The sequence below is a fragment of the Rhodomicrobium sp. R_RK_3 genome, assembly GCF_002198715.1.
Classification (GTDB): domain Bacteria; phylum Pseudomonadota; class Alphaproteobacteria; order Rhizobiales; family Rhodomicrobiaceae; genus R-RK-3.
Genome location: NZ_MWLK01000017.1, coordinates 13,538 through 36,879, shown reverse-complemented (window position 1 = coordinate 36,879; position 23,342 = coordinate 13,538). Strand labels below are relative to the sequence as shown.

Here is a 23,342-nt window from a genome sequence, read left to right as displayed (position 1 = left end):
CTGGTATAGTTTGCGTTGCGAAGTCATCTTGCGTGCAGGTGCCCACCCCCTCCATCCTGGAGCTGTCCATGACGAAAGTTTTGGTTCTCTATTACTCCGCTTACGGCCATATCGAGACAATGGCCGGTGCCGTCGCCGAAGGCGCGCGCTCGGCCGGTGCCGAGGTCGACATCAAGCGCGTGCCGGAGCTGGTGCCCGAGGACGTCGCCCGCGCCTCCCATTACAAGCTCGACCAGCCCGCGCCGATCGCCAAGATCGAGGATCTGGCCGATTACGACGCCATCATCATCGGCACCGGCACGCGCTTTGGCCGCATGACCTCGCAAATGGCGAATTTTCTCGATCAGGCCGGCGGTCTATGGGCGAAGGGCGCGCTGCACGGCAAGGTCGGCGGGGCGTTCAGCTCGACCGCGACGCAGCATGGCGGCCAGGAGACGACGCTGTTTTCCATCATCGCCAATCTGCTGCATTTCGGTATGGTGGTGGTCGGACTGAATTACGGTTTCGCCGGCCAGATGCGGCTCGACGAGGTGACGGGTGGCTCGCCCTACGGCGCGACCACCATCGCCGGCGGCGACGGCTCCCGCCAGCCGAGCCAGAACGAATTGGACGGCGCGCGCTATCAGGGCAAGCAGATCGCCGAGATTGCGGCGAAGCTGCGGGGGTGAGTCGGAGAGGCCGAGCTTGCGGCTCCCCCTCACCCGGTCGCCTTCGGCGCCCGCCCTCTCCCTCCAGGGGAGGGGGCTAGGCTGAGCCGATAAGAGTCACAGTGCCGCCACTTGCGCCGCTTCGCCCTCTCCCCTTGAGGGAGAGCTCCGGCCGTCAGGCCGGTGGGTGAGGGGTAGGCCGCAGGCACAGCCTCGACTTATGAAAACAAGCCGCAGGGAGATCGCCGACATGACCGCCGCCTCGACCCGATCCAAGACCGTGACCCTGCCCTCCGGCGAGCGCGTGCCCGCTTTCGGCCTCGGCACCTGGCGGATGGGCGAGCAGCGCTCCCGGCGGCGGGAGGAGCTGGACGCCATCCGGCTGGCGCTCGATCTCGGCGTCACGCTGATCGACACCGCCGAGATGTACGGCGAAGGCGGCGCCGAGGAGATCGTCGGCGAGGCCGTCGCCGGCCGGCGCGACGGCCTCTTCATCGTAAGCAAGGTCCATCCCGCAAATGCCTCGCGCAAGGGCGTCGCCGCCGCCTGCGAGCGCAGCCTGAAGCGGCTCGGCACCGACCGCATCGACCTCTATCTGCTGCATTGGCGCAGCCGCACCCCCATCGCCGAGACGCTGGAGGCCTTCGCGGCGCTGAAGCAGGCCGGCAAGATCCGCCATTACGGCGTCAGCAATTTCGACATCGAGGACATGGCCGAGCTTTGGCAGGCGCCCGGCGGCCAGGGCATCGCCGCCAACCAGTTGCTCTACAATCTGACCCGGCGCGGACCCGAATGGGAGCTGCTGCCCTGGATGCGCGAGCGCGGCATTCCGCTGATGGCCTATTCGCCGCTCGAACAGGCGCGCCTCGTCGCCAGCCCCGCGCTCGCAGGCTTTGCCGAGGCGAACGGCATGACGCCTGCTCAGGCCGCGCTGCGCTGGCTGCTTGCCCAGGACGACGTGATCGTCATCCCCAAGACCGCCCATCCGGACCGGCTGCGGGAGAACCTCGCCGCGCTCGACGGCGCGCTGACGGCCGGACAGATCGCCGAGTTGGACCGCCTGTTCCCGCCGCCAGACGAGCGGACCCCGCTCGACATGCTCTGACAGGACCGCCGCCCATGAAAACCACCCTCGTGCTGACGGTCTTGCTGGCCTTTCTGGGCGCGGCGGTGCTGTGGGCGGTCTATGTCTGGACATCGGTCGGCTACGTGCCGATCAGCGGCAACGGCATCACCGCGCTGGTGCTGATGATCGTCTTTTCGCTGATCATCGGCTGCGGGCTGATGGTGCTGCTCTTCTATAGTAGCCGCAGCGGCTATGACGAGCCGCCGGAAATCGACACCGACCCCGAGCAGCATCCCCGGCCCGACGCCTGATCGCCGCCCGGCGCCTGCCGCGTCCGGATTGCGACGCCCGCGCGGTGCGGGACGATGCGCCGAGCGTCAATCCCGCCATCGCCGCGCCGCAGGTTTCGGCCAAGACCGGCGCGGAATTTCGCGGTTCCATGACCGGCTTCGCGGCGAAGCGTCACGGCTTGGCGCCAATGGCGGCGACCGGGCGCGTTAAATCGCTATAATTGCTCATTGGTTCTCTAGCCTGGGGTCGCAAATGGGAAGGAAAATCGTCATGCCGTCGCGCTCCGCACTCTTACGTCTCAGCCTCGCCGCCGCCGCCCTGCTGCTGCCGACCGCCGCCTCTGCGCATGTCGGCGTCGGCCACACCCATGGCTTCACGCATGGCTTCGCGCATCCCATCGGCGGCCTCGACCATGTGCTGGCCATGGTCGCGGTCGGCCTGTTCGCGGCGAGCCTCGGCGGGCGGGCGCTCTGGGCGGTGCCGGCGACCTTCGTCGCGGTGATGGCGGCCGGCGGCGCGCTGGGCATTGCCGGCGCCGGGGTGCCTTACGTCGAATTCGGCATTGCGCTCTCGGTCGTCATTCTCGGCCTTGCCGTCGCCATGCAGTGGAAACTGCCGGTGATGCTGGCGATGCTGCTGGTCGCCACGTTTGCCGTCTTCCACGGCCATGCGCATGGCACCGAGATGCCGCTCGACGCATCCGGCGCCGCCTATGCCGCCGGATTCATGCTCGCGACCGCCTTGCTGCACATCGCGGGCATCGCGCTCGGCGTCGGCATTCAGCGCCTTGGCTCGGCGCGCATGACGCAGGTCGGCGGCGCGGCGATTTCGCTGGCCGGCGTCGCGATCCTCGCAGGCATCGTCTAACTCTCACGTTCTTACTTTGGAGCGGATGACGAGCGGAAAACCGATCCTGCTCTAGGGCTCACGGGTGCGGCGCTGTCTCGCCGCGCCCGGGCTTGGGTCATTTCGCCTTAGAGCCAAGGCACGTCGCTCTGATCCTCGACGAAGGCCCAGAAACCCGAGCCGAGCGCCGCCGGAAACGCCGTCACCAGGGCGTTGCCGGCCGCATGGGATTCGCAACCGGCCGCCGCGAGGAACGTCTCCACCCGGCTGAGATCATCGACCAGCAACGCATAGGCCGCCATCCATGGCAAGCCGGGCGCTTCGCCGAGGAGCCCCGCCGCCCTGCGGGCATCGCTGATCTGCACATGCCCGCGCGGCAGCTCGAGCCGGGGGCCGAAATCCGCATATTGCGGGGCGGTCAGCAAAAACTTCTGGAACCGCGCCACCGCTTCGGTCACTTCATCCGACACGATCAGCAAGCCCAGCAGCGCCGTCGCGCCATTCGGATGCGCCAGCCAGCGCGGCTGCCAGACCTCGCGCTCGGTATGATGCGTCAGCATTTGCACCCGGCCTTCCGGCAGGGCGCCGGCTTCCGGCCGCACCACCGTGAACCGCGCCTCGCCGATGCCATCCTCCGTCTCGACCGGCCGCCTCAGCCGCACGATCGGCCGCATCGGAAACCCCTCCGCCTCGAGCCGCGCATGGGCCTCGTACGGCTCGGCGACGCTGAACGCCGCCAGATGCACGCCGGGCCAGCGCCCGATGGCCGCCTCGAGCTCGCGCGACAGGGGCGTGTCGGAGGTCTTGCACAGCACCTCCAGATAACCCTCCTTGAGCATGGCGGTGACGTTGCCGGTGCCGGTCGGCTCCAGCGCGCCGTCTTTGCCCGACGGCGCGACCTGCACGGAGAACGGAGTCGTCTGGAAGCCGCAGCGCTGCAGGGCGGCGGTCGCGGCGGCGATGTCGGGCACGAAATGGGCGATGTGGTCGAGAAAGACCTCGTCGCCCTCGGGGAGCTGTCCGGTCATGTCGGCCTCACAGGGGGCGGGGCTGCTGCCAGCGGAACAGATGCCGCTCGAGCGGCCGCAGCAGGATGAGTTCGATGGCGATCATGATGCCGATCATGACGAAGGTCCAGGCGAAGACCTGATCGACCCGGAACAGGTCCGCCGATTGGCGCAGCCGGTAGCCGATGCCGCTGGAGGCGCCGAGCGTTTCCGCGACGAGACTGACGCGCCAGCCGAAGCCGAAGGCGAGCCGGGCGCCGGAGAACACATAAGGCAGGATCGAGGGCAGGTAGACCTTCCGCAGGATCGCGGCGCGGCCATATTGCAGCGACAGCGCCACTTCGATCAGCTCGCGGCTGACGCTGCGCGTGCCCTGCCAGGCATTGGTCATGATCAGCGGCATGGCGGTCATGAAGACGACGAAGATGGTCGAGGCGTCGGTCGCGCCGAACCAGAGGATGGCGAAGATCGCCCAGATCGCCGAGCTGACGGTGTTCAAGATCGGCACGACCGGCTCGAAGAAGCCGCCGATGCCGCGGTTGGCGCCGAAGATAATGCCGAGCGGCACACCGACCAGCAAGGCCAGCGCGAAGCCGGTGAAGACGCGGAAGCAGGTCGCGCCGACATCTTCGAGGAAGGTCGGCCGGCCGGCGATGCTGATGAGGGCCTTGAGTACGGCGGGCGGGCTCGGCAGGATATAGGACGGCGAGCCGAGCGAGCCGATCCACCAGATCGCCAGCGCGCCGCCGACCAGCGCCAGACGCTGCATGAGCACGCTATTCCAGCTCATCGCCGGGCACCCTCCCGCTCGTCCCGTTATTCGCCGGCCGTCATTGCTGCGTCGCGGCCTTGTAGGGGCCGTCCGCATAAAGCCAGTCCGGCGCGATGGCCTCCGCTGCGCCGGCCTTGACGAAGATCTCGTTCTCGCGCTTCAGGCCGGCGATCGCGGCCGGGCTGAGCGTCGCCGTGTAGCCCGCCTCCCAGACCGAGGCGTAGCTCGTCGCATCCTCGGGCGCCAGATTGGCGACGCTCTGCAGGATCTCGGCGACGCGGGGCTTGTTTTCGCTGCCGAACTTCACCGCCTTCTGGATCGCCTTGACGACCTTCACCGCCGCATCCGGGTTCTTCTCCAAAAAGTCCGCCGTGGTCAGCGCGACGGCGAGGGCCGGCGTCTCGTCGGTCTTGGTGAGCGTCTTCCATTCGGCGACGATGTCGGCGAGCGGGCGCACCGTGTCCTTGGGAAGCTGGACGATGGTCACGCGGCGCAGGATGGCCGCGTCGAGATCGCCCCGCTGCAGGAGCTGGGTGAGCTGGCCTTCATTGCCGGGGATGATCTTGTAGCCGTCCGGCTCGATGCCGTAATTGGCCGACAGGATCGCCGTCGCCAGGGCGTGGGTGGCGCTGCCGGGGCGCGACATGCCGATGCGCTTGCCCTTCAGCTCGGCGACGGCCTGAATGGGGCTCGCGACCGGCACCACGATCTGGCCTTCGAGGATCTGCGTCACCAGGATGATGCGCACGGGCGCACCCTGGACGGCGAGATTGTAGCCGGCGGTCACCGGCGCGCCGAAGGCGATGTCGACATCGCCCGACAGCACGGCCTGGGCCGGAGCGCCGACTTCGCTGAAGGTGCGGAACTGGCTCTTCAGCCCCTCCTTCTCGAGGAATTTCTCCTCCTGCAGCACCGCGCCGAAGCCGAGGCTGAAGCCGCTGGTCCAATAGCCGACGCGGACGGGCTTGTCCTGCGCGCCGGCGCCCGTCGCGGAAAGGGCGGCGGCGAAGGCCGCGGCCAGCGCAAGGGTCCATAGACGATGCCGGGTCATAGGCGCTTACTCCATTTTGCGTGGCTCATGATCGCGCGTCGCTCTGGGCCGAGACGCGCGCGATCGTGCATTTCAATTGCCGGATGATCTCGACGACGGCGGGGTCGGTGCCGTCGCGCAGGGGCGGATGTTGGGGCAGGGCGGCGGCGATATCGACGGTCTCCGCGATCCGGCCCGGACGCGGCGCCAGCACTGTGACCTCGTCCGCAAGCACGGCGGCCTCCTCGACATCGTGAGTGACGAATAGGATGGTCATGCCGAGCAGGTCGCGCAGCCGGATGATCTCCTCATGCATCGCGGTGCGGGTTTCCTCGTCGAGGCGGGAGAAAGGCTCGTCCATCAACAGCAATTTCGGCCGCCGCACCAGCGAGCGCGCCAGCGCCACGCGGCTGCGCATGCCGCCGGACAATTCGTTCGGATAGGCCGCGCCAAACCCGTCGAGCCCGACCAGAGTCAGCATTTCGCTGACTTCCTCGGCGCGCTCATTGCTGTCGAGCGGCTGGTTTTCCAGCGCGAAGGCGATATTGGCGCGGGCGGTGCGCCACGGCATCAGCCGGTCGTCCTGGAAAACATAGCCGACCATCGGCAGCACCGTGCCGCCGGTGAAATCCTTGCCGTCGACCGTGACGGTGCCGGTATCGGCGGGCGTCAGGCCGGAGACGATGTTGAGCAGCGTCGATTTGCCGGAGCCGGAGCGGCCGAGCAGCGCCTGGATCGCGCCGGAGCGGACGCTGAGATCGATGTCGCGCAGCACCTCCAGCCGGCCGCCGTCGCGCTGCGGGAAGGATTTGTTGATGCCGGTAAGCTTCAGGGCCGTGCCGCCGGATCTGGCGCCCGGCGCGGTCGAAAGCGCCGGGCCGCGCTCGATGTGCTTTGCCGCATCGAGCTGGGTCATTTGCCGGTGCCCGTCGCATAGGTGCCGCGCCCGCTGGCGAGCAGTTTGCCGTCGGCGTCCTCGACGCGGGCTTCGGAGGTCGAAAAGCTCGAGCCGAGCCGGATCACCTTGCCCTTGACGCGCAGCGTGCCCTTCAGGGCCGGGCGGTGGTAATCGACGCGCATGTCGATGGTCGGGAACGGGCGGCCGAGCTTCGTCGCGATGGCCCAGTCGGCGGCCAGATCGACCAGCGCGGCGAGGATGCCGCCATGCGCATAGCCCGCCTCGGCATTGACGAAAAATTCATCCCGCCACGGCACCTCGATGGTGATCTCGCCGTCGCCCGCTTCGGTGACGCTGAGGCCGAGCCACTGATGATACGGCGCGCGCCGGATCCGCGCGTCGAGTTCGGCGCGGTCCAGCTTTATGTCCTCGCTCATGCCTGCGCCGCCTTTCCGCTTGTCGCTATCGGTGCGCTGTCATTCTGCACCCATTGTTTCAAAACCGTTTTATCGATCTTGTTGGTTCCCGTCAGAGGCAGCGAGGGCACGAAATAAACCCGGCGCGGATGCGCATAGGCCGGCGCATGGGCCAGCGCGAACTGCTTCAGCGCCGCCTCATCGACGGTTTGCCCCTCCTGCAGCACCACGAAGGCGACCGGAACCTCCCCCTTGATTTCATGTGGCACCGCGATCACGGCGGCCTGCCGCACCGCCGGATGCTGTTCCAGCAGCGCCTCGACCTCTTGCGGGAAGACGTTTTCGCCGCCGGTCACCATCATGTCGTCGATGCGGGAGACGAAATAGAACCAGCCGTCGGCATCGCGGCGCAGAATGTCGCCGGTCTTGTACCAGCCGTCCTGAAAACTCTTTGCCGTCGCCTCCGGCCGGTTGAAATAGCCCTTGGCCACGCCGGGATTGCGCACCCAAAGCTCGCCTTCATCCGGCTTCGGGCCCTCCAGCCGCCATTCGCAGCCGGGGATGGGATAGCCGATGCTGGCCGAAGGGCGCGGCTTGCCGTCCGGGTGGTACCAGCCGAACATGATCGGGCCGCCCTCGGTGGTGCCGTAATTCATGTGGATCTCGGCATTGGGGAAGGCGGCGCGGATATCCGCCAGCAGGCTGTCGGAGGCGGAGGACGAGCCCATCGAGACGACGCGCACATTTCCCCGGATTTCGGCGGGAGGCAGGCAGGGATCGTCGAGCAGCAGGCGCATCATGGTCGGCACGCCGGTCAGCATGGTGACGCCCCATTGCCCGATCGAGCGCGCATAGCCGCCCGCCTCGAAGCGCGGCATGATGATCATGGTACCGCCCGAGGCGAGCGCCGTCTTCGCCGCCACGATGGCGTTCTTGTGGTAGAGGGGCGCGGCCAGGATGGCGCGGTCCGTAGGCCGGAGCCGGCGGAACTCGGCGAGCGTTTCGGCCGCCCAATATTGCCCGGCATGGGTCAGCAGCACGCCCTTCGGCAGGCCGGTCGAGCCGGACGTATAGGGCTGCATGGAAATCTCGTCCGCCGTCACCGCAGCCGCCTCGAACGGGCAGAATTTCAGAAACGCCCGGTATTCCGCGCCGAAGCGGATCAGCGGCGTGCCCTCAGGCGCGAGGCGGGTGAATTCATGCTCGGCAAAGATCAGGCGGACCCCGTCCTGGCGCAGGATGGCGGCGAGCGTCTCGGCGGGCAGCTTGACGTTCAGCGGCACCGCCACCGCGCCCGCAAGGACGATGCCGAAAAGCAGCGTCAGATATTCCGCGCGGTTGAGCGACAGGATGCCGACCCGGTCGCCGCGCCCGATGCCCTGCGCGGCCAGCCCGCAGGCAACGGCGGTGACGGCGGTGCGGAATTCGCCATAGCTCAGCGTCCGCGGCCGGAACTCGCTCAGGTCGATAATCGCGGTCCGGTCGGGCGGGATGTCGCCGCCGAGCAGGCCCAGATTGCGGACGGTCGCGCTCATGGCGTTACGATCACCTTGCCGATGACCTGGCGCTCCTCGATCAGGCGCAGCGCCTCGCGCGCCTCGTCGAGCGGGAAGACGCGGTCGATGACGGGGTTCAGCTTGCCTTCCGAAATCAGCCGGAGCAGCGTCTCCAGATCCTCGCGCGCCCAGCTATTCGAGCCGAGGATTTTCAGCTCGAAGGTCCAGATGAAGCGCAGGTCCTCCTTGGGATCGAAGCCGGCCGTCGCCCCGCAGGTGAGCAGCTTGCCGCCGCGCTTCAAGGCGCGCAGCGAAGGCACCCAGGTGTCGCCGCCGGTGAAATTCACCACGACATCGACGCCGCCGTCATAGCTGCGCCGGTTCGGCTTGCCGAAGCGGGTGAAAACCTCCTTGGCGAAATCGGCCTTGGTGTAGTCGATGACCTGGTCGGCGCCGATCTCGGTAAGCTTTGCCAGCTTGGCCTCGCTGCTGCCCGCCGCGATCACGGTCGCCCCGGCGAGCTTGGCCAGGAGCACCGCGCCGGTGCCGACGCCGCCGCTCGCGCCGAGCACCAGGATCTTGTCGCCGGCCTTGATGCCGCCATTGGTGAACAACATGCGCTGCGCCGTGCCATAGGCGACGGGAAGCGCGGCGGCCTGTTCGAAGCTGACATTGTCGGGCAGCCGCACGAGCTGATGCGCGCGCACCCTGGCGAATTCCTGCAGGCCGCCGTCCTGGGTCTCGCCCATCAGCCCGCCTTCGACGCGGTTCAGGGGATCGACCAGCACCCGGTCGCCCGGCGCGAAGTTGGTGACGCCGGGGCCGACTTCGGCGATTTCGCCGGAAATGTCGAGGCCGGGGACGACCGGCAGCTTCAGCGTAATGCCGGGCATGCCGGAGCGGGTGAAGACGTCGTGATAGTTCAGCGAGGCCGCGCGCACGCGCAGCAGCACATCGCCCTCGCCGATGGCCGGGACCGGATGATCCTCGACGATCACCAGATTTTCCGGGCCGCCATGGGCTTTGACCAGCGCTGCTTTCACATCAATCTCCATCTCAATCCAGCCGGCCGACCGCAACCGGGCCGCGCCGAGCCTGCCGCTTCGCTCGCAATCCTAGTGCCAGAACCATGAGATATAAGATTTCAGCGTCCCTTATCCATGTGGGGAGCGTCCGGCATGGCGGTCGAAAATATGAGCGTTAGGCGCGCGAACGGAACCTCGCCGGCAGCATAACAGGCGATGCTTTATCAATCTCACCCTATCGCACCGGGCGGCGCACCCTAACAAACGAAATATGCTGAGCTTATTCAAATCGGCGAAGAATGCCGCAGGCCGCGGCGGGGACCGCGGATGCGCGGCCCCCACGGCTGCGTTCCGCCTTATGCCGGGAGAAAGGTCGAGAAGCGGGCCTGGATGGCCTTGGGGTCGGCGGCAAAGGCCTCGGCGGCCTTCTTCGACAATTGCCCCGGAAACACCTCGTTCAGGCCCGCTTCCAGCGCGTCGAACGTATCGGCGGCGACCTCGGCGGGGGCAAGGCGCGGCTCGGGCAGATTGCGGCCCATCTCGGTCTCTATCTGCACCGGCATGACCGCCATCACGGTGGTGCCCTTGGCGGCAAGTTCCGCCCGCAGGCTGCGCGTCACGGCCAACGCCGCCGATTTAGAGGCGGAATAGGTGGCGGAAACCGGCAGCGTCACCAGCGCCACCATCGACAGGACATTGACCACCGCCCCGCCGCCCGCCGCCGCGAGCGCCGGTTCGAAGGCGCGCACCAGCGACAGCAGGCCGAAATAATTCACCTCCATCTCCTTGCGCGCATTGGCGAGGTCGAAGGTGGTGAAGGCGCTGCTCTTGCCGTCGAAGCCGGCATTGTTGATGAGGAGATTGACGTCGGGAGCAAGCCGCGCCGCCGCCGCCACCTGGCCGGGATCGGCCACGTCGAGCTCGAGCGGCACCAGCCTCTCATCGCCGCCGCGCAGCAAATCCGACAGCGAGGCGATGCTGCGCGCGCCGACATAGATCTTTTTCGCGCCGCGCTTCAGCAATTCCTCGGCATAAGCCCTGCCGAGGCCGCGATTGGCGCCGGTGACGAGGGCAACTGATCCTGCGACCTTCATAGTCTGTATCCTTTCCCACTTCTTAATGAGCGTGCCCCAAATGTGTATATGCACATTTGGCAGCACAAAAAAACGGCGCTCAGATCTGACCGGTCATGGTCAGGAATTCGCGCCGCAAACGTGCGGCCACTTCAGGCCCAACTCTTGCTTCATGCTCCTGCTGGGCCGCCAGCCAGAGCGGCAGGGCCTGATCGAGCTTGCTCACGCCGAGCGGCGTCAGTGAGAAGGCAATCTGGCGCGGCAGACCCGCCTTGGGCGCGCCTAGGATCAACCCGTCGCGCTGCAGCGGCTTGGCGGCCCGGAGCAAGGTCGTCCGGTCCATCACCATGCGCGCGGCGAGGTCCTTGATGGTGGTGTCAGGCAGGTCCCGCAGGAAGGACAAGAGCGTCATCTGCGTGCTCGACAGCCCCACAGGCGCCAAATGCCGCTCGTAGATTTTCGAGACATGGCGCGCCAATTGCCGGGCGGCAAAACAGTGGCAGGCCAGCGGTCCCAGGTCTTCATCCATGTCAGGCATGTAAGTGTGCATATGCACAGTGTCAAGGGCTAACCTCTCCGTCTATCGACGGGTGCCCTAACGCCCAAACCAATCTGCAGCCTGACTCCCGCTCCCATGGGGTGAGGGGGTAATCCCTATCGGTAGGACGGGCGTCGCCTTACGGAGAGGCATTACCCCCTCACCCGGCGCGCTGACGCGCGCCGCCCTCTCCCCTTGGAGACCTTCGCGTATCGAAGGTCCTCTCCCCGTCGTCCCGGACGGCCGTCAGGCCGAGCCGGGACCCAATCATATTTCCGCTATTGCTGCGGCAAGTGGAGAGGCGAGTGGGCCCCGGCTCTAACGGCCGGGGCGAAGGAATCGAAGTTCTGCAAAGGTCTTCCATGGGAGAGGGCTGGGCTGCGGCATGACGCGATGCGCTGCTTCCAGCCAAAATGATCCCTCTCCAGAGCGGGTCGGTTGAGTTGGGATTAGCTGGCGCCCACCCGTTATATGGTCATTCCCGCGCAGGCGGGAATCCAGCCGCGCCCACGGCGGTCTCCTCATGGATGCTGGATTCCCGCCTGCGCGGGAATGACAAAAAGGGGGGATGGGTCGCGCCCGCCGTTTCCATTCTCATTGATCCCGCTCGAAGCTCGCGCCCATCCGTCTGTCCCTCGCGCCGGGTGCTGCGAGATCGCCACGCGATGGTCCGACTTCGCCGCGATGCGACCCTAATAAAGCCCGGAGAACCGGCATAATGGAGGGCAATCACGATCTCCGCATCGCAAGGGGTGTCCCGGTTGCCGCGCCCTCGGCGAAGGGGCGGAATAGACGTGCCTCACCCGAACGGAGGACGCGCCGGGGCGGTGCGTCATGCTATCAACGGCGCTTACGGATGATCGTCTGACGCTCATCCCCGGTCTTGCGCCGTTCGCCATCTTGGCGGGAGGAAGTGATGAAGCCGTCGCCGTCCAATTTTCTCGCCCTGGTGCTCGCGTTTGCGGCCGTGTCTCTCCTCCCCGCGGCTGCCTCGGCCCAGGGCGCCTCTTCCGCCCAGCAGCAGGAAGATGCCGATCTGCGCGCCGAATTGCAGCGCATCGCCGAGGAAGACCCCGCCCACGCGGCCGAAGCCCAGAAGGCGCTCGACGCGCTCGACAAGCCCGAGAGCACGGCCGAGGGCCGGCAGGCCCGCAACCGGCGCGAACGCGGAGCGCGGCGCATCGTCAACGGACTGCCATCGCGGTCGCATCCCGCCGTCGGGGCGCTGGTCACGGCGAGCGGACCGAACGCGCCGGGCGCCTGGTGCACCGGCACGCTGGTCGGCTGCGACAAGTTCCTGACCGCCGCCCATTGCATCGCCGACAACCCCGCGCCGGGCGCCTATCTGGTGTTCTTCCAGGAGCTCGGCTTCTTCAAGGTGAAGACGGTCACCTGGGCCAAGGACAAATATAAATTCCCCTATTTCGACCTCGCCATGCTGACGCTCGACCGGCCCGTCGAGGGCATCGCGCCGATGCCGGTCAACACCAGCGTCAAGCCGCTGAACAATTCCATCGCGACCATTGTCGGCTTCGGCCGCACGGGCGGCACGCGGCTCGATTACGGCATCAAGCGCGAGGGCAGCGTCAAAACGTCGGCCTGCCCACCGGATCTCGCCAAATCGCAGGTGCTGTGCTGGAAATTCGATGCCGACGTGGTGTCGAGCGGCTCGGCGCAGAACACCTGCAACGCCGATAGCGGCGGCGGCGTCTTCATGCGCGACAATGACGGGCCGCGCGTCGTCGAAAAGGTCTTCGGCGTGGTCTCGGGCGGGACGGACGGCAATTGCCTGAAGAAAGACCTCAGCTACAATGTCGACGTCTTCCAGTATCGCGACTGGATCGCCGCCGCCGGCGAGGGCCGGCTGTCCTCCGCCATGTGCGGCCGCCCGCTCTGGGACGACCCCAGCCGCGAACCGGCGCGCCAGACCATCCGCCTCGACGGCAAGAAGCCGGAAGCCAGCTTCACGGTCGAAGCGCCGCCGGGCGTCACCGCTTTGCGCGTCGCCATGAACGCGGAGGATGACGGCAAGGGCAAGAACCTGTTCCAGTTCGCCGCCTTCAGCAAGGGCGCGGGGCAATCGGAGAATGCCTGCGCGAACACTGGCGGCGGGCAATTCGCCTTCTGCGCCATCGAGAAGCCGGCCGACGGCCCCTGGACCATCGCGGTGAGCCGCAAGAAGGGCCAGGGCGATGTGCAGATCACCACGGTTTTCGTCGGGCCTGACCAGTAGACTGCCGCTTTCGGGCGAGGCGGGGGAGAGATGTCGATGGCATGGGCCTCGCGAATGCTGCGCAGGGCGCTGATGGTCGCGGCGCTGGCGGCCGCCATCCCGGCGGCGGCGGGCGCGCAGACGCAGGCGGATATCGAGGCCGCGAACGGCCGCGTCGAGCAGCTTTACGCCGGGGGCCGGTATGCCGAGGCGGCACCGGTCGCCGAGCAAACGCTGGCGCAGGCGGAGCAGGCGCTCGGCGCCGAGCATCGCGCCACGCTGTCGAGCGTCGCCAATCTGGCCCTGCTCTATGGCGCGCTGGGCCGGGATGGCGAGGCGGAGGCGATGTACCGGCGCGCGCTGGAGGCGTCCGAGCGCGTGCTCGGCCAGGACGACCCGGACACGCTCGTTAACCTCAACAATTGGGCCGTGTTCTACCAGGGGCGGGGGCGCAATGCCGAGGCGGAGCCGCTGATGCGCCGCGCGCTGGAGGCGAGCGACCGCGTCCTCGGCCCCGACCATGCCGACAGCCTGCAAAGCGCACAGGATCTCGCCGTGATCGATCGCGCCCTCGGCCGGCGCGCGGAGGCCGAGGCGCTGTTCAAGCGCGCTTTGTCCGGCCGCGAGCGGGTGCTCGGTCCCGATCACCCCGACACGCTCGCCAGCATCGGCAATCTGGCGATGGCCTATATCGCCGACGGCCGTCCGGACGACGCCGGGCCGCTGCTCGAACGGTTCAGCGCATCGACCGAACGCGCCTTGGGCAAGGACCATCCGGGGACGCTCACCGCCCTCGCCAATCTCGCGCAATTCTACGGAGCGACCGGGCGCCCGGCCGAAGCCGAGCCGATCCTGAAGCGCGTCTGGGACACTCGCGACCGGGTGCTCGGCAAGACCCATGCGGACACGCTTCTGACCATCGACGCCCTGAGCGGGATCTATATCGGCCAGGGCCGCTATGCCGAAGCGGTGCCGCTGGTGCTGCGGGCCATGGAGTCGAGGCAGCAGACGCTCGGCGCCGGCGATCCGGCGACGCTCAAGGCCGCCAACACCCTCGCCGAGCTCTACCGCACGCTCGGCCGCTACAGCGAGGCCGAACCCCTCTACCAGCGCAGTCTGGAGGCGCGGCTGCGCCTCGGCGGCAAGGACCATCCGGACACGCTCACCAGCCTCGGCGGCCTGGCGCAGCTCTATTTCGCGCAAGGCCGCGACGGCGAGGCCGAGCCGCTGATGAAACAGGCGCTGGAGGGCGCGGAGCGGACACTGGGCCGGGAGGACCGGCTGACGCTGATCGGCGTCAACAATCTCGCCGCGCTCTACCGCAGCCAGGGCCGCTACGACGAGGCCGAGCCGCTGTACCGCCGCGCCCGCGAGGCGTTCGAGCGGCTGGGCGGCCCGGAGGATTTCGCCACCATCCGCAGCATCAACAACCTCGCCGACCTTTACACCGCCCAAGGCCGCTACGGCGAGGCCGAGCCGCTGCTGAAGCGTGCCCTGGAGGTCAATGAGCGCACGTTCGGCGCGGCGCATCGCGATACGCTGGTCAGCCTCAACAATCTCGCCGAGCTCTATCGCATCCAGGCGCGCTACGGTGAAGCCGAGCCGCTTTTGCGCCGCGCCTTCGACACCCTGACGCGCGATTTTGGCCTCGACCATCGCGACAGCATCACCAGCGCAGGCAATCTGGCGCTGCTCGCCATGGCGCAGCGCCGTTATGGCGAGGCGGAGACGCTGTTGCGCGCGGGCCTCGACGCCAGCGCGCGCATCCCCGGCGGCGATCCCCGGCTGACCAGCAATCTCGCCAGCCAACTCGCCTTCGTCCGTCTCGCACAGAGCGACTGGGCAGGCGCGGCCGATCTGTGGCGGCAGGGCAGCGCCTCGGTGATCGAGCGGGTGCGGCGCGGCCTGGAAGACGGGGCGCGGACGGGGCGCAAGCGCAGCGAGGCGGAAGAGGCCGCCGATCAGTTCCAGGGGCTGGTGAAGGCGCTCTATCGGCGGTCGCCGAAGGGCGCGGACGCGGCGCGCGAATCCTTCGTCGCCGCGCAATGGGCGCTCGGCTCAGAGGCGGCGCAGTCGCTGGCGCAGATGGCGGCGCGCGGGGCGAAGGGCGATCCGGCGCTGGCCGGGCTGGTGCGCGAGCGGCAGGATCTGATCGCCGAATGGCAGCAGCGCGACGGCCTGCGCAATGCCGCGCTCGGCGAGGCGCCCGAAAAGCGCAACGCCGCCGCCGAGGCGGAGAATCTGGCCCGGCTCGCCGCCATCGACGCGCGCATCGCCGCGATCGACACGCAACTGGCGGCCAAATTCCCCGATTATGCGGCGCTCGCCAGCCCAGTGCCGCTCCCGGTCGAGGAGGTGCGCGCGCAGCTTGGCGCGGACGAGGCGCTGGTGCTGTTCCTCGACGGCGACGACCGCTTCACGCCGACGCCGGAGGAGACCTTCATCTGGGTGGTGACGCGGACGGAGCTGCGCTGGGTGCGCGCCGATCTGGGGCGCGCCGCGCTCATCCGCGAGGTGCAATCCCTGCGCTGCGGCCTGGACGAGGAGGAATGGGCGACGCCGACCCAGGCCGCGCGCTGCGCCGATCTGCTCGGACTGACCAGCGTGCCGGACCCCTCGCAGCCGCTGCCGTTCCATCTCGGCAAGGCGCACGCGCTCTTTAAGGCGCTGTTCGGGCAGGTCGGGGATCTGATCGCCGGGAAACGGCTGCTGATCGTCCCCTCCGGCGCGCTGACGCTGCTGCCCTTCCAGGTGCTGGTGAGCGAGAAGCCCGCAGCCGCGCTGCCGAAGGCGTTCCGGGATTACCGCAAGGCCGCCTGGCTCGGCCGCCGCAATGCCATCACCACATTGCCCGCCGTCTCCAGCCTGAAGGCATTGCGCCAGAATGCCGGCAGCCGCCGGGCCGCCACGGGCGCTGAAGCCTATGCGGGCTACGGCAATCCGCGGCTGAATGGCGATGGCGGGCTCTGCCGGTCCACCAAATCGCCCGCCGCCTGTCCGGCTTTCGGCATCGCCGCGCGGAAGGCCGCCGCCATCCCCGAGCGCGCGACGGTGCGCGGCAGCGGAGGCAGGCGCGGCGCCGGCGCCACCATGGACACGGTCTTCGCCAAGGGCCCGACGCCCGACGCGCTGATCGCCCAGGTGCGCGGCCTCTGCCCGCTGCCGGACACGGCCTATGAAATCAAATGCGTTGCCGAGCGCTTCAAGGGCAAGGCGCCGCTGGTGCGGCTCGAGGCCGAGGCGAACGAGGCGAATGTCAAGGCGCTGAGCGCGAGCGGCGAGCTTGCCCGCTACCGCATCCTGCATTTCGCCACGCACGGCCTGCTGTCGGGCGATGTCGAGCGGATGGCGCGGCGGCATGGCGAACCGGCCCTCGTGCTGACGCCGCCCGATACGCCCTCCGGCGCGGACGATGACGGCCTGCTGATGGCCTCCGAGGTGGCAGGGTTGCGCCTCAACGCCGATTGGGTGGTGCTCTCCGCCTGCAACACCGCCGCCGGCGACCAGACCGGCGCGCAGGCTCTGTCCGGTCTCGCCCGCGCCTTCTTCTATGCCGGGGGGCGGGCCTTGCTGGTCTCGCACTGGCCGGTCTATTCCGATGCCGCCGTGCAGCTCACCACCCGCGCCTTCGCCGAACTCGACCGCGACCCCAAAGCCGGCCGCGCCGAAGCCCTGCAACGCGCCATGATCGCCCTGATGGACGACCGTTCGCAGCCGGACAACGCCCACCCCGCCGTCTGGGCCCCGTTCGTCGTCGCGGGCGAAGGCGGCCGGGCGCGGTAGGCAGGAACGCCTGTGGCGAACTCGGTCGAACGTGACGGCAGCCACGCTGCCTCGGCCGTGGCTAGCGGGGTCGGTCAAGTTGGAGCCAGCCGGCGCCACATTTTGCAGTGTCATTCCCGCGCAGGCGGGAATCCAGCATCTTTGAGGAGTCCGCCATGGACGCGGCTGGATTCCCGCCTGCGCGGGAATGACAAGAAGAAGAGCGTCAATGCAGCGCTCAGACGTGATCCCCACGAAAGCGACGACCGCTCGCGCAGCCGGACAATGTCCATCCCGCCGTCGGGGCCCCGCTCGTCGTGGCAGGCGAAGGCGGCCGGGCGCGGTAGGCAGGAGTGGTTGGCCAAGACGGTTGAAACGTGGCGGCATCCAAGTCGCCTCGGTCGCGGCTCGAGCGGGGTCGGTTAGTTGGAGCCGGCCGGCTCCACATTTTGCAGTGTCATTCCCGCGAAGGCGGGAATCCAGCATCCTTGAGGAGCCCACCGTGGACGCGGCTGGATTCCCGCCTTCGCGGGAATGACAAAAAGGAGGGCGTTGACGCAGCGCACAGACGTCATCCCCGCGAAAGCGGGGACCCAGTACGCCGCAGCGATTGAGGTCAGGCGGAGCTCCGCTCTTTGCTCCGTTATTACTCGATCCCCGCTTTCGCGGGGATGACAAGAAACACGACCCGCATAATCTCAGCAGGCTCGAGCTAACCCTATCGCCCCCCTGGGCCGGGCGCGAAGCCTTGGGCCGGGTCGCTGTTGAAGTTGTTGCGCTGGTTGCCTGTCGAGCCGAGCACCGAGCGGATCTGATCCTCGAAACTGCCGGTGGGCTGCTGGGCCGGGGCGCGCAAGCCGGGATTGGCGGCCGGGCGCGGCGCGGGCGGCGGGTCGTTGGAGACTTCCACTTCGGTGCCGGTGGACCAGCCGCTGGCCGGGCTCTGCGCGGCCGGTTCCGGCGCGGGCGGGGCGGCGGATGCGCTCGGCAAAGGCGTGATGGCGTCGGCGGGGACGGGCGGGCTGTGCAGCAAGGATTGCGTCGGGATGGTCTCGGCCGACGGCGTGCTTTCAACCGTCACGGGCGGGCGCGGCACCGCCGACGGCGCGGGCGGGGCGGGCGGCGCGTTGTTGACGATCGGCGTGCGCGGCGCTTGCGCCGGAGCGCGCTGGCCGTTCTTCGGCTCGGTCAGCGTTTCGAGCTGCTTCATGCTCTGGTCCATGCGGCGCAGGCTGAGGAAGCGCTCGAACTGGTCGGCGTCGAGCTGCGGCTTCAGCTCGGTGAAGCCGGCGAGCGGTCCGGCGAACACCAGACGCACGGGCGGCAGGCGCTGGCCGTCATCGACCTTGCCGGTGAAGCCGATATCCCATTCGCTGTCGAGGCGGAGCGCGGCCAGCTCGACCGTCAGCCCGGCCTCGGCATTGTAGTCGTCGCCCTTGAAACTCGCCTGTTTGACGCTCAGCACGCCGTCCTTGACGGCAATCGGGCTGGAAATCGGGGCAAAGGGCTGGCTGCCGCGGCGGAAATCGCCATCGAGCTGGGCCAGCAGCCGGTCGCGCTCGGGGATCTCCTGCTTCATATAGGTCGCCGCCGCCTTCTTCAGCACGGCGGGCGACAGGCCGTAAAGCGTGCCCTTGCTGAGCTTCAGCGAGCCCGAGCCGGACAATACCGAGACCAGGCCGCGCGGGCTGAAACCCTGGCCGTTCAGCGCCAATTCGAGATCGGCTTTGCCCTTGGCCAGTTCGCCGCCGCTCGGCGCGCGGGTGAGCGCGGCGAGGTCGGCATTGTCGAGCTTGATCCTGCCGTCGAAATCGGCGCGGCCTTCGAGCGCCTTCAGCGCGCCCGAGGCGCGGAAGTTGCCGCCATAGAGCTTGCCCTCGAGCTTGGAGACCGTAAGCACGCCCGATTGCAGCGAGGCCTCGAGCTGGCCGTCGCCGAGATTGAGGTCGTCCGAGAGGGCGATCGAGGGGGCCTTCAGGCGCAGCGTGCCGTCGCCGGATTGCAGGGCGGCGAGCGCGAAGGCGTTGTTCGGCCAGAAGCCGCCGCCGCCGCTCGCGGCATCCGAAATGGTGGCGGAGAGGTCCTGATGGTCCCAGTCGCAGAGATAGGCGGCGATTTTGGGCAGCGAGGCGGAGGCGGCGCTGATGTCGATCTTGGCGATCGGCCGCTCGCCCGCGACGCTCACTTCCGCCGTGCCGCCGATGGTCTCGCCGCCGATCTTCAAGGCGAGTTCCGCGACCTGATATTTCGCCGCTTCCTTGGTGATTTTGGCGCGCAGGTCGATATTGCCGGCGACGGGCGTGCCGCCGGGCGACAGGCGCAGCATCGACAGCGCCGTCGCGGCCTGCGCGGCGCGCAGTTCCAGATCGCCGCTGAAACCCCATTCGGGCGAGGCGAGCGGTTCGATGCGGCCTTCGAAATCGCCGCGCGCCTGCGGCGTCTGCAATTCGATGCGGCTGACAAGGCCGGACTTCATCGCGCCGAGCGAGGAGATCTTCAGGAAGCCTGCGCCGGTCTGCGTCGCCTGGCCGAGCGGCACTTCGGGGGCGAGTTGGGCGATCAGGCGGCGGCCGTCGGAATTGCCGATGACGCCGTTCACGTCGACATTGGAATTGCGCAGGTCGTTCAGGTCGCCGATGAAGCGGCCGGTGAAACTCAGCTCGCTGCCGGCGGCGTTGCCGGCAAGGACCAGCCGCAGCAGCTTCTCCTTGGCGACGGCGTCGAGCTTGCCGGTCAGCCGGAAGGGGGCCATGGCGTCGATGCGGCGGCGGGCGCCGGACGAAAGCGTGGTGAAGCCGCCGAGCCGCGCCAGATTGGTCACGGATTGCGCCGAGGGCGCATCGATCGACAGGTTGAGCGCGCCGTCCGGCTTGGAATCGAAGCCGGTGATCTTGCCGTCCGCCTTGACCTTCAGCCCGTCGGTGCTGGCGAGGTTCAGCTCCTTGATGTCGAAGGTGCCGTTCTCGTAGCGGAAGGCCGAGCGGACGTTGCGGGCCTCGAAATCGGGCATTTGCAACTGAGTGACCAGCAGGCTGACATTGGACTGGTCGGCCTTGAACACCGTCTGCAGCACGTCGACGAGACTGGTCTTGCGCGGCGGGGCGATGTCGGGGCGCCCCTGGCCCGGTTCCGGCACGGCGGGATCGCCGCCCCCGGCCAGCGCGCCGCCGCCATAGAGGCTGCGCAGATCCAGCCGCTCGCTTTGCAGCGCCAGCAGCAGCTTCGACTGCGGACCGTAATCATGCGCCAGATCGACGGTGAAGGAGCTGTCGCCGAGCGTGCCCTTGGCGTCGCGGAAGGCGAGGCGGGCCGGGCTGAGCGTCGCGGCGCCGGAGAGCGCGAAATGCTGCGCGTCGCCCGCATCGACGACGCCGAGCGAGGGCGCCGCCCAGCGCAAGAGCCGCGACAGATTTTTGCCGCCGAGGATGAACTGCCCGTCGAAACCGAGCGCGTCGCCGGCCGGCAGGCTGCCCTTGATGTCGATATCGGTCTCGCCGGGCAGGCGAGCCTGCAGCGCATCGATGCGCCAGCCGCCGGATTCATGCGAAGCGGTGAAGCTCAGCCCCTCGACCACTTCGCCGCCGAGCCCGGCCTGCTGGATCTTGGCCTTGATCGCGCCCTGGCGCGGCTTGAACGCCCAGCCCTCGAAGATTCGCGGCAGCGCCGCGATGGCCGTGGTGGGCCCCGGCATCAGGTCGCCCTTGCCGGAGGAGGTGCGCAGCATCTGGTCGATATCGACCCAGGTGGCCTCGACGGTGAGGTCGAGCCGGGGCGTCTCGCCCCAGGAGGCGAAGGCGCTGCCGGTGAAGGATTGCGGCCGGTCGTTCTGGGTGACGGTCAGCGCGATGCCGTCGAGCTTGGCGTCTTCCATCGTCAGCTTGGCGTTGGCGCGCAGCTCGATGGCCTTGCCGGGCATCGGCTCGGCGAGCTGGCCGGTCTTGGCCTTCTGCGCCGCCGCGTCGAGCGCCAGCCGCGCCGCCACCGGGCCGACATAATAGGCGGAACCGTCCAGCCCTTTGACGTCGCCATCGAGCTGATAGAGGCTGACGCCGTCCGCCGAGCGGAACGAGCCCTTCAGGCGCAGCGTGTCGTCGCGCAGCTTGCCGGAGGCGAGGCGGATCTCGCGGTCGCCGCCGCCGAAATTGGCACTGCCGGTGAAGCGGAACGGGCCGCTCAGGCTGTCGGCGGCGAAGCTGCCCGAGATGCGGTCGATGCGGGAGGGCCGGGTGTCGCGGTCGCGGCGCAGCTCGATGGAGCCGTCCTTGATGTCGACGCGGTTGAGGACGATCTGGCGCACCGGCACGGGCATCTCGACACCGCCATGCGGGCCGATGCTCTGCCAGGTGCCTTCGCCGAATTCGTCGATCTTCAGCCGCAGCACCGGCTGGTCCAGCTCGACGGATTTGGCCTCCATGGTGCCGCTCAGCAAAGGCGGCAGCGAGAGCACGACATTCAGCCCCTCGATATCGGCGAAGGGCCGGTCGAACTTGCCGAATTCGTCGGCGATGCGGAAGCCGCGCAGGTTGAGCATCGGCACCGGCAGCACGGAGAGATCGATCTTGCCGTCGATGCGCACAGGGCGGCCGACCATCTTCGCGGCCTGCGCCTCGAACGCTGCCTTATACTCGTTCCAATCGACGAAATAAGGCAGGGCGAGCAGCGCGGCGAGCGTGGTCAGAATGACCGTTGCAACGGCAGCGAGCAGCGAACCCAACGAAACCTCCAGCCCGAACCAGGCCATGCCCCGACATCGCCGGGTCAGCCTCGGAACAATAGAGCAACCTTACGGCAAATCAATAATCTTACCGGGATTAAAAATATTATCCGGGTCAAGTGCCTTCTTTATGGCGGCCATAACCTTAACGCCAGCTCCGTGTTCTTTCCCCAGGAATTTCATCTTGCCCGAGCCGACGCCGTGTTCGCCGGTGCAGGTGCCTCCCATCGCAAGCGCCCGCTCGACCAGCCGGATGTTGAATTCCTCGACCCGCACGACCTCCGCGGCATCGCCCATATCGAGCAGCGGCAGCACGTGGAAATTGCCGTCGCCGACATGGCCGACGATGGGCGCGATCAGCCCCATCGCGGCGATGTCGGCATGGGTTTCGGTCAGGCACTCGGCGAGGCGCGACAGCGGCACGCAGACGTCGGTGGCGACGCAGCCGGCGCCCGGACGCAGGCCGAGACCGGCCCAATAGGCGTCGTGGCGCGCCTGCCACAGCTTGTTGCGATCCTCGGCCCGCTCGGCCCAGTCGAGCGGACCGCCGCCTTCGGACGCCGCCAGTTCCTTGAACATCTCCACCTGCTCGCGCGTGCCCGCCGGGGTGCCGTGGAATTCCAGGAACAGCGTCGGCACCTCGGCGAGGGCGAGCTTGGAATAGCTGTTCACCGATTTGACCGTCAGCGCGTCGAGCAGTTCGATGCGGGCAAGGCCGAGGCCGAGCTGGATGGCGCTGGTGACGGTGCGGCAGGCGCCTTCGAGCGTCGTGAACGGACAGATGGCGGCGAGGATCGCTTCGGGCACGCCGAAAAGCTTCAGATTGAGGCCGGTGATGATGCCGAGCGTGCCTTCGGAGCCGACCAGCAGCCGGGTCAGATCGTAGCCGGCGGAGGATTTGCGGGCCCGGCCCGCCGTCTTGACGACGCTGCCATCGGCCATCACGGCGGTCAGATTCAGCACCAGATCGCGCATATTGCCGTAGCGGACTGTGGTGGTGCCCGAGGCGCGGGTCGCGGCCATACCGCCGAGCGAGGCGTCGGCGCCGGGATCGACCGGGAAGAACAGGCCGGTGTCGCGCAGATGCGCCTCCAGCTCCTTGCGGGTGATGCCCGGCTCGACCTCGCAATCCATGTCCTCGATATTCACGGCCAGCACGCGCTTCATCCGCGCGAAATCGAGGCAGACGCCGCCGCGTGGCGCGTTGAGATGGCCTTCGAGCGAGGTGCCGACGCCGAAGGGGATGATCGGCGTCCGGCTGGCGCGGCAAAGATTAACGATCTCGACAACTTCCCCGGTGCTTTCAGGGAAGATCACCGCCTCGGCCGGCTGGTTGGGCAGCCAGGTGCGGGTATGGGCGTGCTGCTGGCGCAGCGCGAGGCTGTCGGAAAAGCGGGCGCCGAAGCGGGCCTTCAGCGCGGCGAGCGTATCGGCGCGGCTGCTGCGGCGGTTGTCATTGGCAGGCGCGGTGTCGACGATGGTCATGTCCCCTCCCAGGCCGCAGCGCTTCGCGCGCCGTCGGGCGTGGCCCATCATAGCGGCAGCGGCG

At 68.1% G+C, this 23,342-nt stretch carries 17 protein-coding genes; 6 read left to right on the top strand and 11 right to left on the bottom strand.

The annotated features are described in order from the left end of the window. The first annotated feature begins 68 nt into the window (after nt 1–68). The 4 genes from wrbA (at nt 69) to BLEFHOIH_RS09445 (ending at nt 2,871) form a co-directional block, all read left to right on the top strand. A complete protein-coding gene (wrbA, locus tag BLEFHOIH_RS09460) occupies nt 69–668 on the top strand; it encodes an NAD(P)H:quinone oxidoreductase (RefSeq protein ID WP_088344794.1) in 600 nt (199 codons plus the stop codon). Between the two features lie 229 nt (nt 669–897). Beyond that, a complete protein-coding gene (locus BLEFHOIH_RS09455) occupies nt 898–1,752 on the top strand; it encodes an aldo/keto reductase (RefSeq protein ID WP_088344793.1) in 855 nt (284 codons plus the stop codon). Nucleotides 1,753–1,766: 14 nt separating this feature from the next. Beyond that, the gene (locus tag BLEFHOIH_RS09450; protein ID WP_088344748.1) at nt 1,767–2,024 is read left to right on the top strand and encodes a hypothetical protein; all 258 of its coding nucleotides are present in this window, start codon (nt 1,767–1,769) and stop codon (nt 2,022–2,024) included. Between the two features lie 250 nt (nt 2,025–2,274). Next, complete coding sequence (locus BLEFHOIH_RS09445) at nt 2,275–2,871, top strand: HupE/UreJ family protein (RefSeq protein ID WP_088344792.1); 597 nt, start codon at nt 2,275–2,277, stop codon at nt 2,869–2,871. A 107-nt stretch (nt 2,872–2,978) separates the two neighbouring features. Here the strand turns inward: BLEFHOIH_RS09445 and BLEFHOIH_RS09440 are convergent, their stop codons facing one another. The 9 genes from BLEFHOIH_RS09440 to BLEFHOIH_RS09400 all read right to left on the bottom strand — a co-directional run bounded on the left by BLEFHOIH_RS09440 (nt 2,979) and on the right by BLEFHOIH_RS09400 (nt 11,105). Then, on the bottom strand, nt 2,979–3,878 hold the full coding sequence (locus tag BLEFHOIH_RS09440) for a VOC family protein (protein WP_088344746.1): 900 nt from the start codon (nt 3,876–3,878) through the stop codon (nt 2,979–2,981). Between the two features lie 7 nt (nt 3,879–3,885). Further along, the gene (locus BLEFHOIH_RS09435; protein WP_088344744.1) at nt 3,886–4,647 is read right to left on the bottom strand and encodes an ABC transporter permease; all 762 of its coding nucleotides are present in this window, start codon (nt 4,645–4,647) and stop codon (nt 3,886–3,888) included. Between the two features lie 40 nt (nt 4,648–4,687). Then, nucleotides 4,688–5,680, bottom strand: a complete 993-nt coding sequence (locus tag BLEFHOIH_RS09430) for an ABC transporter substrate-binding protein (RefSeq protein ID WP_088344743.1) — start codon at nt 5,678–5,680, stop codon at nt 4,688–4,690. 25 nt (nt 5,681–5,705) lie between these two features. Then, nucleotides 5,706–6,575, bottom strand: coding sequence for an ABC transporter ATP-binding protein (locus BLEFHOIH_RS09425; RefSeq protein ID WP_088344741.1), 870 nt, complete (start codon nt 6,573–6,575; stop codon nt 5,706–5,708). Next, nucleotides 6,572–6,994: a PaaI family thioesterase gene (locus tag BLEFHOIH_RS09420; protein ID WP_088344739.1), complete on the bottom strand. Its 423-nt coding sequence runs from the start codon at nt 6,992–6,994 to the stop codon at nt 6,572–6,574. Before BLEFHOIH_RS09420 ends, BLEFHOIH_RS09425 begins: the two co-directional genes overlap by 4 nt. Further along, nucleotides 6,991–8,508, bottom strand: coding sequence for a class I adenylate-forming enzyme family protein (locus BLEFHOIH_RS09415; RefSeq protein WP_088344738.1), 1,518 nt, complete (start codon nt 8,506–8,508; stop codon nt 6,991–6,993). Before BLEFHOIH_RS09415 ends, BLEFHOIH_RS09420 begins: the two co-directional genes overlap by 4 nt. Next, the gene (locus tag BLEFHOIH_RS09410) at nt 8,505–9,512 is read right to left on the bottom strand and encodes a zinc-binding dehydrogenase (protein WP_088344790.1); all 1,008 of its coding nucleotides are present in this window, start codon (nt 9,510–9,512) and stop codon (nt 8,505–8,507) included. Before BLEFHOIH_RS09410 ends, BLEFHOIH_RS09415 begins: the two co-directional genes overlap by 4 nt. A 338-nt stretch (nt 9,513–9,850) precedes the next feature. After that, nucleotides 9,851–10,588, bottom strand: a complete 738-nt coding sequence (locus tag BLEFHOIH_RS09405) for an SDR family NAD(P)-dependent oxidoreductase (protein WP_088344736.1) — start codon at nt 10,586–10,588, stop codon at nt 9,851–9,853. A gap of 79 nt (nt 10,589–10,667) precedes the next feature. Beyond that, complete coding sequence (locus BLEFHOIH_RS09400; protein WP_210191671.1) at nt 10,668–11,105, bottom strand: MarR family winged helix-turn-helix transcriptional regulator; 438 nt, start codon at nt 11,103–11,105, stop codon at nt 10,668–10,670. Between the two features lie 916 nt (nt 11,106–12,021). On the opposite strand from BLEFHOIH_RS09400, the gene BLEFHOIH_RS09395 reads away from it, so the two are divergent. Together BLEFHOIH_RS09395 and BLEFHOIH_RS09390 are read left to right on the top strand one after the other, a co-directional pair. Beyond that, nucleotides 12,022–13,338, top strand: a complete 1,317-nt coding sequence (locus tag BLEFHOIH_RS09395) for a trypsin-like serine protease (RefSeq protein ID WP_088344732.1) — start codon at nt 12,022–12,024, stop codon at nt 13,336–13,338. A 30-nt stretch (nt 13,339–13,368) separates the two neighbouring features. Beyond that, on the top strand, nt 13,369–17,100 hold the full coding sequence (locus BLEFHOIH_RS09390) for a CHAT domain-containing protein (protein WP_088344730.1): 3,732 nt from the start codon (nt 13,369–13,371) through the stop codon (nt 17,098–17,100). A 697-nt stretch (nt 17,101–17,797) separates the two neighbouring features. On the opposite strand, the gene BLEFHOIH_RS09385 is transcribed toward BLEFHOIH_RS09390, so the two are convergent. Both BLEFHOIH_RS09385 and BLEFHOIH_RS09380 read right to left on the bottom strand, forming a co-directional pair. Continuing rightward, complete coding sequence (locus BLEFHOIH_RS09385; RefSeq protein WP_088344728.1) at nt 17,798–21,820, bottom strand: AsmA family protein; 4,023 nt, start codon at nt 21,818–21,820, stop codon at nt 17,798–17,800. 42 nt (nt 21,821–21,862) lie between these two features. Beyond that, a complete protein-coding gene (locus tag BLEFHOIH_RS09380) occupies nt 21,863–23,278 on the bottom strand; it encodes an FAD-linked oxidase C-terminal domain-containing protein (RefSeq protein WP_088344788.1) in 1,416 nt (471 codons plus the stop codon). Nucleotides 23,279–23,342 lie beyond the last annotated feature (64 nt).

Excerpts from the sequence above, each read along its gene's own strand:
- wrbA (WP_088344794.1), top strand. The coding sequence starts at position 69 with ATGACGAAAGTTTTGGTTCTCTATTACTCCGCTTACGGCCATATCGAG.
- BLEFHOIH_RS09455 (WP_088344793.1), top strand. The coding sequence starts at position 898 with ATGACCGCCGCCTCGACCCGATCCAAGACCGTGACCCTGCCCTCCGGC.
- BLEFHOIH_RS09450 (WP_088344748.1), top strand. The coding sequence starts at position 1,767 with ATGAAAACCACCCTCGTGCTGACGGTCTTGCTGGCCTTTCTGGGCGCG.
- BLEFHOIH_RS09445 (WP_088344792.1), top strand. The coding sequence starts at position 2,275 with ATGCCGTCGCGCTCCGCACTCTTACGTCTCAGCCTCGCCGCCGCCGCC.
- BLEFHOIH_RS09440 (WP_088344746.1), bottom strand. The coding sequence starts at position 3,878 with ATGACCGGACAGCTCCCCGAGGGCGACGAGGTCTTTCTCGACCACATC.
- BLEFHOIH_RS09435 (WP_088344744.1), bottom strand. The coding sequence starts at position 4,647 with ATGAGCTGGAATAGCGTGCTCATGCAGCGTCTGGCGCTGGTCGGCGGC.
- BLEFHOIH_RS09430 (WP_088344743.1), bottom strand. The coding sequence starts at position 5,680 with ATGACCCGGCATCGTCTATGGACCCTTGCGCTGGCCGCGGCCTTCGCC.
- BLEFHOIH_RS09425 (WP_088344741.1), bottom strand. The coding sequence starts at position 6,575 with ATGACCCAGCTCGATGCGGCAAAGCACATCGAGCGCGGCCCGGCGCTT.
- BLEFHOIH_RS09420 (WP_088344739.1), bottom strand. The coding sequence starts at position 6,994 with ATGAGCGAGGACATAAAGCTGGACCGCGCCGAACTCGACGCGCGGATC.
- BLEFHOIH_RS09415 (WP_088344738.1), bottom strand. The coding sequence starts at position 8,508 with ATGAGCGCGACCGTCCGCAATCTGGGCCTGCTCGGCGGCGACATCCCG.
- BLEFHOIH_RS09405 (WP_088344736.1), bottom strand. The coding sequence starts at position 10,588 with ATGAAGGTCGCAGGATCAGTTGCCCTCGTCACCGGCGCCAATCGCGGC.
- BLEFHOIH_RS09400 (WP_210191671.1), bottom strand. The coding sequence starts at position 11,105 with ATGCCTGACATGGATGAAGACCTGGGACCGCTGGCCTGCCACTGTTTT.
- BLEFHOIH_RS09395 (WP_088344732.1), top strand. The coding sequence starts at position 12,022 with ATGAAGCCGTCGCCGTCCAATTTTCTCGCCCTGGTGCTCGCGTTTGCG.
- BLEFHOIH_RS09390 (WP_088344730.1), top strand. The coding sequence starts at position 13,369 with ATGTCGATGGCATGGGCCTCGCGAATGCTGCGCAGGGCGCTGATGGTC.
- BLEFHOIH_RS09385 (WP_088344728.1), bottom strand. The coding sequence starts at position 21,820 with ATGGCCTGGTTCGGGCTGGAGGTTTCGTTGGGTTCGCTGCTCGCTGCC.
- BLEFHOIH_RS09380 (WP_088344788.1), bottom strand. The coding sequence starts at position 23,278 with ATGACCATCGTCGACACCGCGCCTGCCAATGACAACCGCCGCAGCAGC.